The organism is Caenibius tardaugens NBRC 16725 (assembly GCF_003860345.1).
Taxonomy (GTDB): domain Bacteria; phylum Pseudomonadota; class Alphaproteobacteria; order Sphingomonadales; family Sphingomonadaceae; genus Caenibius; species Caenibius tardaugens.
The window spans coordinates 624900-640379 of record NZ_CP034179.1 but is presented as its reverse complement, the minus strand read 5'-3'; the positions used below and the strand labels follow the sequence as shown (position 1 = coordinate 640379).

Sequence of the window (15480 nt, the reverse complement as noted above, 5' to 3'; positions counted from 1 at the left end):
ACAGAACCAGCCTTTGGCCAGCATTGCTGTGCGTGCTTTTGGGGGGTGGGCCGCATCCCCGCATCATGCGAATGCATGACCCGCGCCTGTCGATACGCGGGGTGCCCTGGCCGGATCGGTCCGACCCTGAAACCGGGCATTGCGTCGTCGATCAAAATCGGACTAGGCACGCATGGCGTGTCTGCGCGTTTTTGCTGGCCCATTCCGGTCCTGCACAAGCGTGCGCCGTGTTGAGTTTTAAGGATAGACCATGTCTGAAGCGCCCCGTACCCCTGATCAGCAGGCTTTTGAGGAGAACGCCAACAGAATTCGGGGGCATTTTTCCTATTTCGGGCGCAATGCCAATTTTCAGATCGATCGCATGGCCCCCGGCGAAGCATGGACGCGCCTGCCTTATCAGCCGGTATTCGTCGGCTATGTGGATACAGGTGTGCTGCATGGCGGCATCGTGACGACGCTACTGGACGAGACATGCGGGATTGCGGTGCAACTGGCGCTTGAAGGGTTGACCCCTATCGCCACGCTGGACTTGCGGATCGACTATCAGCGTCCTTCCACGCCGGGGAAGGAACTCTGCGCGCATGCGCACTGCTACAGCGTCACACGTTCGATCGCCTTTGTCCGCGCGACAGCCTATCATGAAGGGGAAGATGCCCCGGTGGCGACGGCGACGGGTTGTTTCATGATCAACGCCAATCGTTCGGACAAATCGACAGCGGATGTGTCGGCCTACAAGGAAACCGTTCTGCTTGACGCGCCGGAGGATGAAACGGGGACTTTTGCGAACAGTCCATTTTCCCGTTGTCTCGGGATCAGGCCGGTCGCGCCGAATACGGTGATGATGCCGTTTTCCAAACGGATTATCGGCAATATCTATCTGCCCGCGATCCACGGCGGTTTGATCGGGGCGTTTCTGGAAACGGCGGCGATCTATCGCATGCGGCAGGATATGGATGTGGCCAATCTGCCGCGCCCGATCGGTCTGACGATCAACTATCTGCGGTCGGGCCGCGCGGTGGACAGTTATGCCAGCGTGTCCATTGTCAAGCATGGGCGGCGGATTGTCGCGTTCGAGGCAAAGGCCTGGCAGGATGATCCCGCACGTCCGATTGCCTCGGCCTACGGTCATTTCATGGTACGCCAATCGCCCCAGCCTGAAAACGATTAGGCGCAAATCCTCGCGATTCCTGACAGGCGACACACCGTATTGCATGCGGCGTTGCGGCGATTGCGGTCGTCTGTGGGGGGAGTGGATTTAAACTTCCAGCGGAAACAGTCTGATCTTTCCGGCGGGCTTGTTGATCGTACGCCCATCGGCAAGGATTGGTCCAACAGTATTGCAAGGGCGGCACATACGCTGCCTGAGTGAAGGCGTATCCAGAAAAGACTGCGTAAATCGCAGCGCTGACAAGGGGAGATATTGGCGCGCAATCCGCGTGTTTCCAATCCCTGTCGGCTGGGCAGGAGGAGGGATCACAATGAAGCATTTGCGTTTGACCATGCTCACCACAATGGCACTTTCGGCATTCGGCGCGACCGAAGCCTATGCGCAGGGCGCATCGGGTGGCACATCAACTGTTTCCACTGAAGACATTGTCGTGACGGCGCAACGCCGTGAAGAACGCCTGATCGACGTGCCGATTTCGGTGTCAGCAATGGGTAGCGAGGCGCTGGAGCGCGCCGGTGCCACCAACGTTTCGAACATCGGCACCTATATGCCCAATATCCAGATCAACCAGACGGTTGGGAACACCTTCGGCCCGCTGATATCGATCCGCGGGCTGGCGCCTTCGTCGGATACCAGCCTTGGCCGGGATCAGCCTGTCGGGCTCTATGTCGATGGTGTGCCGATCGCCAAGTCCACCGGGGCTGCGTTCGAAATCGCGGATCTGGAACGTGTGGAAGTGCTGCGTGGCCCGCAGGGTACGCTTTACGGCAAGAACACGATTGGTGGCGCGGTCAACCTCGTTACGCGCAAGCCGTCGGGCGAATTCGGCGGTTCGATCGTGTTCGGCATCGGCGAACATGGCCTGTTCAACGAACGTATCACGGTCGACCTGCCGACCATGGGTGGGGAAGGTTCCGGCATCGGCAGCATCAAGACGAAGTTCTCCTATGCCGGACGGCAGTTTGACGGGTTCTACAAGAACACCGGGCCTTCGCGCGATTTCGGGCGCCAGCGGCTGCATTCTGCCCGCGCGGACGTGCTGTGGGAACTGAGCGACCGGTTCAGCGCGCGCTACGTCTATGACATCACCAACAGCAAGGGCACGGGTTCGATGCTGGCGATCAGCGCCATGGGCACCCTGTTCCCGGTGGGCAGTTCCACGTATAACGCGATCATTCGCAATCTGCACACGACACGGCCCAAATCGATCAGTGCGGACAATGTTCATGAGAACAATTTCCGCGTATCGGGCCATGCGGTCACGCTGGAATACAATGCGGGTGCGGGGGCGCTGGGCGATGTGACGCTGAAATCGATCACCGCATGGCGCAAGATGCAGACGCGCAGCCACAGCGATTTCGACGGTACCCCGATGGATCTGCTGCGGTTCCGTCTGGACAACAACTACAACCAGTTCAGCCAGGAATTTCAGGTCATTGGCGATGCCGGGCGCGTGAAATACACACTCGGCGCGTTCTACATGCGGGATCGCTACAACGTGCACAATCCGCGCTGGAACTTCCAGTTCGGCGGCAACAAGTACGATCTCAGCCAGCGCGGTGCGAACAACCATTCGATCGCCGGCTATGGCCAGGTCACCTGGACCCCGCCGATGGCGGAAGACCGGGTGGATATCGCGCTGGGTTTGCGCTGGACCAAGGATACCCGCGACGTGTGGGAACGGTTCTTCGCCTACAGCACATTCGCGGCCAATCCACTCAGCGCGAATGCCGGGGTGTTCCAGCGCGGGCCGGGCAATGTGCCGCTTACCGCCAGCGGCGGGCCGGTTTCGGGTGTAATCCCCGGCAATGGCGGCATTGGGCCGACGGATCTGATCCCGCTCAACAACAAGAAATCGTGGTCGCAGTTCAACCCCGAACTTAATGTCACCTTCAAGGTGAACCCGACCTGGAACATCTACGGGCGCGTGGCCACCGGTTACAAGAGCGGCGGTTACAACGATACGGCGGCCAACAATGCGGCCTTTAACAAGCCGTACGATCCGGAAAAGCTGCTGTCATTTGAACTGGGTACGAAAGGCACCTTCTTCGATCGCCGCCTGAGCATCAACATGGCGGTGTATCACAGCATTTATAAGGATTTTCAGGCGGGCGTGTTCGTCCCGGAATTCGTGACGACCAATATCATCAATGCGGGCAAGGCCAAGTTCACCGGCTTTGAACTGGAAGGGCAACTGCGCCCGACCGACACGCTCAGCATCAATTTCGGGTACGGGTATCTCAAGGCGCGTTACAAGGATTTCGTGCTGCCATCCGGGCAGGATGTGACGCATACGTACCAGATTCCCCTCGCTCCGAAGAACAATGTCCTGTTGGGCGCGGAACACCGGCTCGATCTGGGCGGGGTGCAATTGATCAGCAGCGTAAACTATTCGTGGCGCAGTTCGCAGTGGGGCACGATCACGCCTGACGTGCTCAGCCGTCGCAAGGCCTATGGGGTGGCCGATGCGCGCCTGACGCTTGCCGGGATCGACGTTGGCGGTAATGCGGAACTGGAATTTTCCGTCTGGGGCAAGAATATCACGGATGAAAAGTACTGGACCAGCGGGATCAACCTGACCGCCTTCACGGTGCGCCAATGGGGCGATCCACGCAGCTTCGGGGCTGACGTAAAGCTCAAGTTCTAAAACACTGTTGCACGCGGTGGACTGGAAATCATGAGTGTTGCCCCGCCGCCGCGTGTTCTTTCCCCTTTGGCGTTCGCGGCCCTGTTTGCGACGACCCTGGCCATGGCCATCGGGAACATGGGGCTGATTTCCGTTATGCCCGCCGCCGGGCGGGAACTGGGTATCTCCGATTTCCTGATTGCCTCCATCTTTTCCCTTTCGGCATTGATGTGGGCGATCACCTCCCCGTTCTGGGCGGGGCGATCCGATCGCAAGGGGCGCAAACCCCACATCCTGATCGGGCTGGGCGGTTTCATCTTTTCGATGCTGGGCTGCGGGGTTGTGGTGCTTGCCGGGCTGAAAGGCCTGCTGATCCCGCTGGTTACCTTCGTTGCGTTTCTTCTGATCCGATCGACGTACGGGACATTCGGTTCTGCCTCCGCGGCCGCGGCGCAAGCCTATGTCGCGGACCGGACCGAAGGGCAGCAGCGTGTGCGGGCGATTGCCGGTCTGGGCGGCGCCCTCAATATCGGCACTATCCTCGGGCCAGCCATCGCGCCGTTCCTGATTCTGCCCTACGTCGGGCTCGCCGGGCCGATGTTCGTGTTCGCCGTGGCGGGCATTGCGATCCTCCTGCTGGTTGCGCTGGTCTTGCCGGGCGACCAGATTCGACGGGAGCAGGCCGCGACCAGAACCTCTGCAAGCAGCAGCTGGAACATCTGGCGCAATCCGGCCGTGCGCCCCTTTCTGATCTATGGTCTGGCAATGAGTTCGGCACAGGCGGGCAACACCTATACGCTCGGTTTTCTGGTGATCGACCGGGTGGGATTGTCTCCGGTGGAGGCGCAAAGTTCGATCGGGATCGTGATGGTTGCGGGCGCGGTGGCGGGGCTTGTGGCGCAATGGGGGCTTGTCGGCCTGTGTGGCATGATGCCGCGTTCGTTGCTGCGCTGGGGCGGCGCGCTGGCCTGTATCGGCAACGCCCTGATTGTCGCGCTGCCGGGTTTCCTGCCGCTGGTCGGGGCCTTCGCGCTGGCCAGCTTCGGATTTGGTCTTGCCCGTCCGGCCTACACGGCGGGGGCCTCGTTGGCCGTGGGCAACGGGGGGCAGGGCGCCGTGGCCGGGGCGGTGTCGACGATCGCCGGGGCCTCGATCGTTGTCGTTCCCGCTATTGCTGTCGGTCTCTACGAATGGATGCCCGCGGCACCCTTCATTGTCTTTGCAGGCGTGATGGGCGCATTGCTGATCTATGCCCTGCTCGACCCTGCACTGGCGGAAAAGCGGGGCGGGGCGATGGAGATCGTTTCCTGTGAGCGATAGTTTGTGCGCGCTGGTTGCCTTGTGGCGATGCCCAGCTGCGCGGTATTCTCACGTCATGAAAACACATGGGCGGGCGGAGATTCCATTCGCTGCCGCCCCGGGGCGTTTGCGCTCCGACATTTAGGAGAGAGTTCTCATGGACCGTTATCTCGTTGTCTCATCGGACGGTCATGCCGGTTTGCCGCCGGAGCGGTATCGCGAATATCTGGACAGCAAATACCATGCAGAGTTCGATGATCGCGTGCAGCGTGAAATCGTGGCGCGCGAAGAACACGAGAAGCGTTTCCTGCTGGACGATTTCAACACCAAATGGCGCGCCCGCGTGGGCGAAGGGCTGACCGGGGCGTGGGATCCGGAAATGCGCAACAAGGTGCTGGATGGCGATGGCGTTGTTGCCGAAGTGCTGTTTCCCGATGGCATCACCGAACGTAATGCGCCGCCGTTCAGTGCTGATGTGGGGCTGCGGCCCTTCGGCATAGAACCGGAACTGCAGTGGGCCGGTGCGCGTGCGCACAACCGCTGGCTGGCGGAATTCTGCAAGGATGATCCGGTGCGCCGCATCGGTCTGGCCGTGATCCCGGCGCTGTACGACGTGGAGGAAAACCTCAAGGAAATCCGCCGTGCCCATGCCGAAGGGCTGAAGGGCGTGTTCATGCCGATCATCACCGATGGGTATGCCATGTACAACCACACGAAATATTATCCGATGTGGGAGCTGCTCCAGGATCTGAACATGTCGGTGCACTTCCACTCCGGCGGGGCCCCGGCCTATGATACCACCCAGCCGGGCTGGATCGGCACCTATCTGTCCGAATATGCCTTCTGGCTGACGCGCCCGATGTGGTCGATGATTTTCGGTGGCGTGTTCGAACTTTATCCGCGGCTCAAGGTCTGCTTCACTGAGGCTGGCGGCGAATTCTGGTTCCCATGGGTGCTGGAACTCATGGATATCCGGGCCTCGGTCAAGCACACGTCGGGCAAGCTGGGCGATTACAATTCGAACCTGACGATGAAGCCGAGCGAATATTTCGCCCGCAATATCTGGATCGGCTGTTCCGCGCTGCCCGATGAAGAAACCACCGATGCCTATTACAAGATCGGGATCGACCGGATCATGTGGGGCACGGATTATCCGCATCCCGAAGGCACCTGGCCCGCCACGCTGGACAAGATGCAGGCGAGCCTTGGCGGCTTGCCGGAAGAAGACATCCAGAAGATGTTTGCCGGCAATGCGCTGCAGGTTTTCGACGATCTCGATGAAGATGCCCTGTGGGCGCTGGCGGCCCGGATTGGCCCGCGCAAGACGCAATTCGCCAAGCGCGCGGCCTGAGGCCGGGTTTAACGGCAGGATTTGATCCGGATCGTGAACAATAAGGATAAATCAGGGTTCCAATCCGGATCGGACCCGTTTAGCTTTTCCGCCATCGCCGCATTTGAGACGGCGTTGCATGGGAAGGCGCGCTTGGTCACCTGGCGAGGGATCGAGGAGTTTCTGGCGGTTGTCGAAACCGGCAGCTTTACTGCGGGTGCAGAAGCGCTCGGGGTGTCCAAATCCTATGTCAGCAAGATGGTCAGCGAACTGGAAACGCGGGTTGGCGCACAGTTGTTGCTGCGCACCACCAGAAGGCTTTCGTTGACTGCGGCAGGCGATCTGTTTCACCAACGCTGTCAGGAAATGCGATCCTCGCTGGTCGACGTGGAACGGCAACTAACCCAGTTTCAGGAACGCCCGGTCGGGCGCTTGCGGGTGGGGTTGAGCGATATCTTCGGCGTGACCTATATGTCCGCCATCGTGGCGGAATTTGGTGCGCGTCATCCCGAAATCTCGATGGAAGTGGTCGCCTACCTGCGCGAGGCGGAACTGGTGCAGGAACAGTTCGATGTCATCATCCGCTATGGTCGACTGAACGATTCCAACCTTAAGGCGCGGCTGTTCGGCTATCTTTCCTACTGTCTTTGCGCATCGCCTGACTATGTGGCGCGGCATGGGTGGCCGGAGAGTTCCAGCGATCTGGCTGCGCATCAGTGTCTGACCGATCTGGGCGGGCACTTTTTCTTTCAGGATGACGATGCCGCCAACAGCCGGATCAAGGTTTCGGGCAACTGGAAAAGCAACAGTGGCATCGCGCTGGCATCGGCAGCGCGGCACGGGCTGGGTATCGCGCAGATTCCGATCAGTGTGATCCGTGAAGACCTGATGGAAGGCCGTCTTGTGGCGCTCAATCAGGAGTGGGCGTTTTGCGACAAGGAAGTGTGGGTGGTGTTTTCACCGGGGATGATGCCGGCGGCAACCCGCGCATTTATCGATCATCTCGCCATCAGTTTCGAGCATGGCAAGTTGCGCCCGTGGATGAAGCCCGCCCTGACCGCGTTGGAGGCGCACCTGCGCTGACCGCGATTGTGCATGAGGGCGCACGGTCCGTCTTCCCGCGCGCGCTTCCGTAGCGGGTGTTACCGGGTATTCTGCCCGTACGTCGGAGAATGACGGGACCGGCTGACTGACCGGCCCGCGGTGGAGAGAGAATGGCAATGCTGCAGCGGTTTCCGATGGGGATTCCCTTTGGCTGGTATTTCGTGGCCTATAGCGATGAACTGGCCGCAGGCGATGTGCGCCCGGTGCATTATTTCGGCCGCGATCAGGTGCTGTTCCGCACGGAAGAGGGCGAAGCGGGCCTGCTGGATGCCTATTGTCCGCATCTTGGCGCGCATATGGGCCATGGGGGCCGGGTGGAAGGCGGCAATCTGCGCTGCCCGTTCCATAGCTGGGCCTTCCGGCCCGATGGCTTCTGCGTCGATATTCCCTATGCCAAGGCTATTCCCCCGATCACCAAACGCGAACCCGTGGTGCGTGCCTATCCGGTGACGGAAAAGAATGGCGTGGTCTGGGCGTGGTACCATCCAGATCGGATTGCGCCGATGTTCGATGTTATCGAACATGCGCCGTTCACCGAAGCAGGTTGGGCCGCGCCGATCCGCCGTGAATGGTCGTTCGCCAGCAACCCGCAGGAAATCGCGGAAAACGGGGTCGATCTCGCGCATTTCGAATATGTTCACAAGATGGAAGCCGTGCCGGAAGGGACCACGGTTTACGATGGCCATGTCCGCCGCAGCGAAGCGCAGGGGCAGCGCACGGTGCGCATGCCCGACGGGGTGGAGAAAGTCATTCCGTCCAGTGTCCAGACAATCCAGAATGGTGCCGGGCAGAAATTCACGCAATTGCGCGGGGTGGTCACCCTGTCGCTGATGGTTCTCGCCACCCCGGTAGAGGCGGATCAGGTCGAGCTGCGGTTTTGCTTCACTTATCCCGATACCGGGGAAGGTTCGCCCGAACACAAGGCCGCGCTGGCCGCGATCGCCAATACCTGCGGGCAAAGCGGCGTCGAAGGCGACATTCCGATCTGGGCGCACAAGATACATCGTGCGCGGCCGCTGCTTTGCGACGGGGATGGGCCGATCCTGCGCTTCCGCCGCTATTTCGAACAGTTTTACGTTGATGGTGACACGCCGCGGCAAATGGCCGTGGTGTGACATGAATACCCCTTCCCGGATTTGTCGGGCGTGCGGAGACAGCTTCGCACGGCGGGGGAATTTTGCCTGAAGGAGGAGAAGCTATGGCAAGGCTACGCTATGTTCAGGGACCGGTTCAGGCCCCGCAGACATCCGGTTTGAATAACACGGTGCGCACGGTTCGGGCGGTGTATGAAACCGATCCTGAAATCGCGAAGGCGCTGCTGCCGCGCCCCCTCGTTGCGGCCGCCCGGCCGGAAATATTCCTGCAGTTCGCCCATGTCGCCATGCATGTGACGCCGGAAACAACGGTTGAGATCGGCGCGCTGACGCTGGGCGTCATGTGCGACTATGAAGGGACCCCGGGTGGTTATGTGTTCCACATGGCGATGGAAGGGGAAACCGTGGTCACCAGCGGGCGCGAACGTTTCGGGGAACCGAAGAAGATCGCGGAAACGACATTTGAGAAGAAGGGCGATCGGGTTCGCGCGACCTGCACCCGCCACGGGATCACTTATTTCGAGGTTGAGGGCACGCTTGGCGCGGATCAGGGCGCGCCTGCCCCGTTCGAAGAATATTTCTATTGTTACAAAGGCCTGCCTTCGATCACCACACCGGGTGAATTCGATGGCGATGTCTATCTGACCCGGCTCAACTGGAAGCGGAACTACAATCTGCGGCAGGCCTTCGACGGTGAAATCCGTTTCCATGAATCGGCGTACGATCCGCTTGTCGATGTGCCGATCCGCCGGATCGTCAGCATGGAATATGTCGAAGGCGCCACCAATACGAGCGGGCAACTGCTGCGTACGGTCCCGGCGGATTATATCGCACCGTTCTGGGTCCAGCGTAACGACGTTCCGGCCAATCCGGGCATCGATGTTGCTCTGGCCGGGGCGAAGGCGGCCTGATGCAGGATTTCAGGGATCGCGTTGCCGTCATTACCGGCGGGGCAAGTGGTGTGGGCCGGGCGCTGGGCGTCCGGCTTGCAACCGACGGTGCGCGGGTCGTGCTGGCCGATATCGACCAGGCACGACTGGACAGCACCGCTGCGGAAATCGTTGCGGAAACAGGCGGCGAAGTTGTCGGCATCCGGGTCGATGTCACCAAGGCAGAATCCGTGACCGCGCTGGCCGATGCCGTGTGGGACCGGTTCGGCGCCACACATCTGCTGTTCAACAATGCCGGTGTCGGCCTTGGCGAAGCGCAGCGGCCGATCTGGTCGTTGCCAGCGAATGACTGGCACTGGGGCTTCGATGTCAACGTGTTCGGCGTTGTCTACGGCATTCAGGCCTTTGTTCCGCGCATGCTGGAATCGGGGGAACCGGGCGTGGTGATCAACACCTCGTCAGGCAACGGCGGGCTTCGTTCGCTGCCGAACACCCCGATCTACGCCGCTTCGAAAGCTGCAGTCACCAGCATCAGCGAAGTCCTGCACCAGCAGTTCCTGCGGGAAGGCGATCGTTTGCGCGCGGCGGTGCTGTTTCCGGGACCGCACGTGGTGAACACCTCGATCCTGGCGTCCAAGCGCAACCGGCCGGACGATTACGGGGCGGGGGACGACAACAAACCCGCTTACGAAACGATGGAAGATCTCGTGCGCACGACAGGCCTCAAAATGGCACTGACCGAACCGCACGAAGTGGCCGACTTTGCCCTTGCCGGCATTCGCGCAGGCAAGTTCTGGCTGCTGCCCGAAAGCGCGGACAATGACGAGAAAGTCAGGGAACGCACGGCCAGCATTCTGGATCGGAGCAATCCGGTATCGGCCTGGTAGCCACGCGCAGGCGAGGATGCGGACAGAACGAGAGGGAGCGGAATAGCATATGGCAAGTACGGCGATGGACGATCAACAGGTAGCGGAACGCAGCGAACCGGGATCGCTCTATCGCTGGTATGTCGTTGCGGTGTTGTTCATCGCCTACAGCTTCAGCGCGATCGACGCGCGGGTGCTGACCTTGCTGGTCATTCCGATCAAGCAGGATCTCGGACTGAGCGATTTTGAAATCAGCCTGTTGCAGGGGTTCGCCTTTGCCATGTTGTACAGCGTTGCCGCGATCCCCATCGGACGGCTGGTCGATTCCACGCGTCGGCGGGGCGGCATCATCGTGCTGGGGGTGTTGTTCTGGTCGGCGATGACCGTGGCCTGCGGCACCGCGCGCAGTTTCGGGCAACTGTTCGCCGCGCGTATCGGCGTGGGCATCGGCGAAGCCACGCTGAGCCCGACGGCCTATTCGCTGATTTCCGATTATTTTGAATCCCGGCGACGGGCGCTGGCAATCAGTTGCTATGCTATCGGGTACCCAATCGGTGGCGGGCTGGCGCTGGTGATCGGTGGGGCACTGCTGACCCATTTTACCGAGATGGGCGGTGCGGTGCTACCCGTGCTTGGCGCCTTATCGCCCTGGCAGATGGTGTTCGTGGTGGTTGGCCTGCCGGGAGTTTTCGTTGCGCTTCTGTTGATGACCATTCGCGAACCGGAACGGCGTGAACTGGCCGCCAGCGATCAGGGGGAAATACCGGCGATATCCCAAACGCTCGCCTATCTGCGCGAACACTGGCGCGTTTACGGGGTGCTGATCAGTTCCATCTCACTGATCGGTATGCTCTCGATCGGCGTGACCCTGTGGTACCCGACGTTCCTTGTCCGCACTTATCACATGCCGATTGCACAGGCGGGGCTCTATTACGGGCTGCTCATGCTGGTGTGCGGCACCATTGGCACGATCGGTGGCGGCTGGGTGTCGGGACGGCTGATGCGCAAAGGGCAGGCGGATGCCAATATGCGCATTGTGCTGGCCACAACCGTGCTGAAAGCCGCGCCGCTGATTGTCGGGCCATTAATGCCCACGGCAACGCTGGCGCTGCTGTGCATGGGGATTGGCACCCTGATCGGGCAGGGCGCGCAGGGGGTGATGATCGCCGCCATTCAGGATGTCACGCCGAACCGCCTGCGTGGGCAGGTGATGGCGCTGACGCTGCTGATGGTCAATCTGGTGGGACTGGGGGTGGGGGCAAGCTTCATCGCGGCGATTACCGATTTCGGTTTCGGGGATGAAAACGCGATCCGTTATTCCATCGCGCTGGCGGGGGCGATCCTGTTGCCGGTGATTGTCACGATCATTGTCATGGGTTTGCCAGCCTACCGTTCCGCTCTCGCCCGGATGCGCGACGAAAGAACAGCCGTTTCCACGTCGTAAAAGACATGGGGGCCTGGTCCCTGCCTTTGTTCCTCTGGCACCTGGCGCCAGGCGGGATGAAGGCAGGACCAGTGCGAAATGGCCGGTTCGTCACATTGTGTGGTGGGCATGGATCGGTCTAGACCGGTTTCCTACGACCACGAGAAGGAAACCATCCAGTGATCCGAATGTCCCACCGCGGGGTTTGTGTTAGCGACTTTGCTATTGCCGAGCGTTTTTACAAGGAGGCTCTGGGATACGAGGATGCCGAGGATTACGGAATCCTCGAAGGCCCGGACATGGAAAAGACCATGGAACTGCCCGGCGTCCGGCTCCGCGCGAAGATGCTGCAGCATCCCAGCGGCCCCCGGCTGGAATTGCTGCATTTCCTCCACCCGACTGCCAGTGGATCGCGCGAGCGGCGTTCGACCCTGCAATACGGGCTGGTGCATCTGTCGTTCTATGTCGATGACATCGATGCCCACGCGCAAAAAATCCGCGATGCCGGTGGACATGTGGTGGAAGAAACGCGCGCGCACAACGCGGAAACGGGCGTCACCTTGCTCTATTGCACCGACCCCGATGGCACCCGTATCGAACTGATGCATCAGCCCGGCGTGGCGGGCCGGTTCTCGCACAGCGGGATCTGCGTCCCCGATATCGATGCATCGCTGGCCTATTATGCGGCGCTCGGTTTCCGGCCCGCTGAAAATTACGTGTTTGATGAGGCGGTGGATTTCCTCGACACTATTAACGAGGTGCCGGGCATCCGCCTGCGCGCGCAGATGATCCGGGATGCGGAGGGCAATACGCTGGAACTGCTCAAGGTCTTCGAACCCGAATGTTTCGGTACGCGGGAACGGCAGCCGCTCAACCGGATCGGGTTGACGCATATCGCGTTCTGGGATGACGAGATCGAGGCGACGATCCCCATACTGTCGGGATTGGGCGGCTATTTCGTGGAAGAGGCCCACGTGCGCATGTCCTATATCGAACTGCAGCACGGCGCAGACCCCGATGGGGTGCGGATCGAACTGATGCGTCCGGTAAACGACTGATGGTACGCGCCCGATGATCGTTATCGGATCGGATTGCGATGCGACACGGCGCATTGCGACGGGGCTGGGTGCGACGCTGGTCGCCGTGCCCGACGATGGCGATGATCGGGCATGGGAAGAGTGGCGGCGTGATCTGGGTGCGCGCCGTCTTGAAACAGAGATCGTTGTCGCGCTGTTTCCCGAAGTGCGATCGCCTTGCGCGGTCATGGCATTGCCAACGGGAGAATGGGGCGCACGGGGCGAAGATCCGCTGCTCCATTGGATGATGGCCTTGGGTGCGGCGGCCTTGTGCTGCGCGGACGGCGGGGCGATCGTAGCCGTGGTCGACAGTCCACCGCCGCTCGATTCGGCAGGGCTGGCTGCGGAATCCGGGATTGCCGAAGCGGTGGAGACGCTGGCCCGCTCGCTGGCTCTGTCGGAAGGCAAACGGGGGGTTCGGGTCAATACGGTGACCACGCCATGCCGGGTGCTGAATGGGCCGCCGATTGCCCCCGATCCGCCATTGGCCGGGTTCCCGGGAACCTTGGACGGAGATGTCCTGGGCGCCGTGCGTTTGCTGCTGTCCGACGATGCGGCATGGTTGAGCGGGCGTTGCCTGCCTGCCGATAGGGGACGGTCATGGTGACCGCGTCAGAACGCCATAGCGTGATTGTCACTGGCGCCAGCGGCGGGGTTGGCCGTGGTATTGCGCTGGCCTGCGGCGAGGCGGGCTGGACCGTGTGGATCGCGGCACGCCGCGCGGCGGAGGGGGAACGTGTCGCGCAGGAGGTGACTGCCCTTGGTGGGCAGGGGCGTTTCGTTGCCTGCGATGTGGCCGATGACGCATCGGTGCGGGATGCCATTGCGACAGTGGTGGCGCAGGAAGGCCGTTTGGACGGGGCCGTCCATAATGCGACGAGCGACCAGTCCGCCGCCAAACATGCGCCGCTGGCCGCATATACGATGGGCGAGATGCGGCATCAGATCGCCGTGTCCCTGCGGGGCAGTTATCTGTTGGCCCGCTATGCCTATCCCCATCTCAAACACACGGGCGGGGCATTGCTGCTGCTCACATCCGAGGCTGGGTTCGAAGGTAAGGCCCGCCTGCCGGTCTATGCCGGGGTCAAAGCAGCCCAGCGTGGGTTCGCCCGCGCACTGGCACGGGAATGGGGGCCGCAAGGTATGCGGGTCAACTGCATCGCCCCGCTGGCGACGACCCCTGCGCTGGTCAAGGCGTTTGCTGCGGATGAGACGATGAAGGCCCGCGTCATGGGGCGCAATCCGCAGGGCAGGCTGGGCGATCCGATGGAAGATATCGGGCGCGCGGCACGGTTCCTGCTGTCGCGGGACAGCGCCTATGTCAACGGACACACGCTGATGGTGGACGGCGGAAGCTGCCCGGTTACCTGATCGTCTTTACCTTGAGGTCGAGCGTTTCCGGGCCGTATTCCAGCGGGTGCGCCACGCATTGCCATGCGAACCCCGGGGCGAACGACAGGCTACCCTGCGGGAACAGCGCAATCATTTCTTCCAGCACCACCCGCCCGATCATCCTGGTCAGGTGATTGCCGACGCAGAGATGCGCGCCGAAGCCGAACGACAGATGGCTGTCGGTATTATCGCGGTCGAGCCGAAATGTGCCGGCATCGGGATATTGCGCCGGATCGCGATTGGCGGCGGCGATGCCCAGCATGAGATGTTCGCCCTTGTGCACCGGGCACCCGCCGATTTCACCGTCGTCCCGCGCCGTACGGAACAGGAAAGCCACCGGCGCTTCATAACGCAGGGATTCTTCCACCGCTGCCGGGATCAGATCGGGCTGATCGCGCAGCACCTGCTGAAATGCGGTGTCGCGGACGAAGCGATAGGCGATGTTGCCCAGCATGTAACTGGCCGACAGCGACCCGGCGAGAATGTTGACGATCAGCGTGCGGATATGATGGGCGCCGATCTGCCAGCCTTCCTCGTCACGGGTGTGGACCATGGTGGCGATCAGGTCATCGGGCCGATCATCCGGGGCGGCTGCCTCATTGGCGGCGCGGTCTGCGATCAATTCGTCCAGCGTGGCGGCGAGTTCTGGAAAGGCCCCGGCAATCCCTTCGCCCCGTTCGGTCTTGCCGTGGGATGGCCAGGTGCTGTGCAGCAATGCATCGCACCATGCCATGACCTGATCGTGCAATGCGTCGGGAATGCCCAGCACGTGGGCCGAAACCGAGCCGGGCAGCGGGATGGCAAGCGCCTGCATCAGATCGCCCCCACCGTTGTGGGCGTAGGCATCGAGACGGCGGCGAACACAGGCCCGCGTCCATTCTTCCGCCGCCAGACCGCCTTTCAGCGTGAACGCGCGCATCAACACGCGCCGGATGCGGGGATGCAGTGGGGCGTCGAGTTCGCCAAGGAAGCTTTCCTCGATCGGCACGGTGACACCCGGCGCCCGCATGTCGCCGACAGAGGAAAAGCGCACGATATCGCGAAAGCCGTCGCGGGTGTCCTGCCAGCGGGTGGTCAGGACGAGATGGTCCGCAGGGCGGCAGACCGGCCGGGTGGCGCGGATACGATCCATCAGCGCGAAATCCTTGGATTTCGAGGGGTCTTGCGGATCGAAGGCAAATTCCTGATCGATGGGGGGATTGCGCATATGCG

At 61.5% G+C, this 15480-nt stretch carries 13 protein-coding genes; 12 read left to right on the top strand and 1 reads right to left on the bottom strand.

The features are described from left to right. Window positions 1–250: 250 nt before the first annotated feature. The 12 genes from EGO55_RS03070 to EGO55_RS03015 all read left to right on the top strand — a co-directional run bounded on the left by EGO55_RS03070 (window position 251) and on the right by EGO55_RS03015 (window position 14247). Complete coding sequence (locus tag EGO55_RS03070; protein WP_021691063.1) at window positions 251–1168, top strand: PaaI family thioesterase; 918 nt, start codon at window positions 251–253, stop codon at window positions 1166–1168. Window positions 1169–1478: 310 nt separating this feature from the next. After that, window positions 1479–3815: a TonB-dependent receptor gene (locus EGO55_RS03065; RefSeq protein ID WP_021691062.1), complete on the top strand. Its 2337-nt coding sequence runs from the start codon at window positions 1479–1481 to the stop codon at window positions 3813–3815. Between the two features lie 30 nt (window positions 3816–3845). Beyond that, the gene (locus EGO55_RS03060; RefSeq protein ID WP_021691061.1) at window positions 3846–5114 is read left to right on the top strand and encodes an MFS transporter; all 1269 of its coding nucleotides are present in this window, start codon (window positions 3846–3848) and stop codon (window positions 5112–5114) included. A 136-nt stretch (window positions 5115–5250) separates the two neighbouring features. Beyond that, a complete protein-coding gene (locus EGO55_RS03055) occupies window positions 5251–6444 on the top strand; it encodes an amidohydrolase family protein (protein ID WP_021691060.1) in 1194 nt (397 codons plus the stop codon). A gap of 132 nt (window positions 6445–6576) precedes the next feature. Then, a complete protein-coding gene (locus EGO55_RS03050; RefSeq protein WP_040716746.1) occupies window positions 6577–7506 on the top strand; it encodes a LysR family transcriptional regulator in 930 nt (309 codons plus the stop codon). Between the two features lie 131 nt (window positions 7507–7637). Then, the gene (locus EGO55_RS03045; RefSeq protein WP_021691058.1) at window positions 7638–8642 is read left to right on the top strand and encodes a Rieske 2Fe-2S domain-containing protein; all 1005 of its coding nucleotides are present in this window, start codon (window positions 7638–7640) and stop codon (window positions 8640–8642) included. A gap of 83 nt (window positions 8643–8725) precedes the next feature. Beyond that, entirely contained in the window at window positions 8726–9532 is an 807-nt protein-coding gene (locus EGO55_RS03040) for an acetoacetate decarboxylase family protein (RefSeq protein WP_021691057.1), read from the top strand. After that, on the top strand, window positions 9532–10398 hold the full coding sequence (locus EGO55_RS03035) for an SDR family NAD(P)-dependent oxidoreductase (RefSeq protein WP_021691056.1): 867 nt from the start codon (window positions 9532–9534) through the stop codon (window positions 10396–10398). The genes EGO55_RS03040 and EGO55_RS03035 overlap by 1 nt, the downstream gene beginning before the upstream one ends. A gap of 49 nt (window positions 10399–10447) precedes the next feature. Beyond that, window positions 10448–11821: an MFS transporter gene (locus EGO55_RS03030; RefSeq protein ID WP_021691055.1), complete on the top strand. Its 1374-nt coding sequence runs from the start codon at window positions 10448–10450 to the stop codon at window positions 11819–11821. Between the two features lie 167 nt (window positions 11822–11988). Continuing rightward, on the top strand, window positions 11989–12858 hold the full coding sequence (locus tag EGO55_RS03025) for a VOC family protein (RefSeq protein WP_040716575.1): 870 nt from the start codon (window positions 11989–11991) through the stop codon (window positions 12856–12858). Between the two features lie 13 nt (window positions 12859–12871). After that, complete coding sequence (locus EGO55_RS03020; protein WP_021691053.1) at window positions 12872–13483, top strand: Rossmann-fold NAD(P)-binding domain-containing protein; 612 nt, start codon at window positions 12872–12874, stop codon at window positions 13481–13483. Next, on the top strand, window positions 13477–14247 hold the full coding sequence (locus EGO55_RS03015) for an SDR family NAD(P)-dependent oxidoreductase (RefSeq protein WP_021691052.1): 771 nt from the start codon (window positions 13477–13479) through the stop codon (window positions 14245–14247). The genes EGO55_RS03020 and EGO55_RS03015 overlap by 7 nt, the downstream gene beginning before the upstream one ends. Here the strand turns inward: EGO55_RS03015 and EGO55_RS03010 are convergent. Then, window positions 14240–15475 (bottom strand): cytochrome P450, encoded by a 1236-nt coding sequence (locus tag EGO55_RS03010; RefSeq protein ID WP_021691051.1) that lies wholly within the window; start codon window positions 15473–15475, stop codon window positions 14240–14242. The genes EGO55_RS03015 and EGO55_RS03010 overlap by 8 nt on opposite strands. Window positions 15476–15480: the final 5 nt, after the last annotated feature.

Coding starts and splice junctions, on each gene's coding strand:
- EGO55_RS03070 (WP_021691063.1), top strand. CDS start 251: ATGTCTGAAGCGCCCCGTACCCCTGATCAGCAGGCTTTTGAGGAGAAC.
- EGO55_RS03065 (WP_021691062.1), top strand. CDS start 1,479: ATGAAGCATTTGCGTTTGACCATGCTCACCACAATGGCACTTTCGGCA.
- EGO55_RS03060 (WP_021691061.1), top strand. CDS start 3,846: ATGAGTGTTGCCCCGCCGCCGCGTGTTCTTTCCCCTTTGGCGTTCGCG.
- EGO55_RS03055 (WP_021691060.1), top strand. CDS start 5,251: ATGGACCGTTATCTCGTTGTCTCATCGGACGGTCATGCCGGTTTGCCG.
- EGO55_RS03045 (WP_021691058.1), top strand. CDS start 7,638: ATGGCAATGCTGCAGCGGTTTCCGATGGGGATTCCCTTTGGCTGGTAT.
- EGO55_RS03040 (WP_021691057.1), top strand. CDS start 8,726: ATGGCAAGGCTACGCTATGTTCAGGGACCGGTTCAGGCCCCGCAGACA.
- EGO55_RS03035 (WP_021691056.1), top strand. CDS start 9,532: ATGCAGGATTTCAGGGATCGCGTTGCCGTCATTACCGGCGGGGCAAGT.
- EGO55_RS03030 (WP_021691055.1), top strand. CDS start 10,448: ATGGCAAGTACGGCGATGGACGATCAACAGGTAGCGGAACGCAGCGAA.
- EGO55_RS03025 (WP_040716575.1), top strand. CDS start 11,989: ATGTCCCACCGCGGGGTTTGTGTTAGCGACTTTGCTATTGCCGAGCGT.
- EGO55_RS03020 (WP_021691053.1), top strand. CDS start 12,872: ATGATCGTTATCGGATCGGATTGCGATGCGACACGGCGCATTGCGACG.
- EGO55_RS03015 (WP_021691052.1), top strand. CDS start 13,477: ATGGTGACCGCGTCAGAACGCCATAGCGTGATTGTCACTGGCGCCAGC.
- EGO55_RS03010 (WP_021691051.1), bottom strand. CDS start 15,475: ATGCGCAATCCCCCCATCGATCAGGAATTTGCCTTCGATCCGCAAGAC.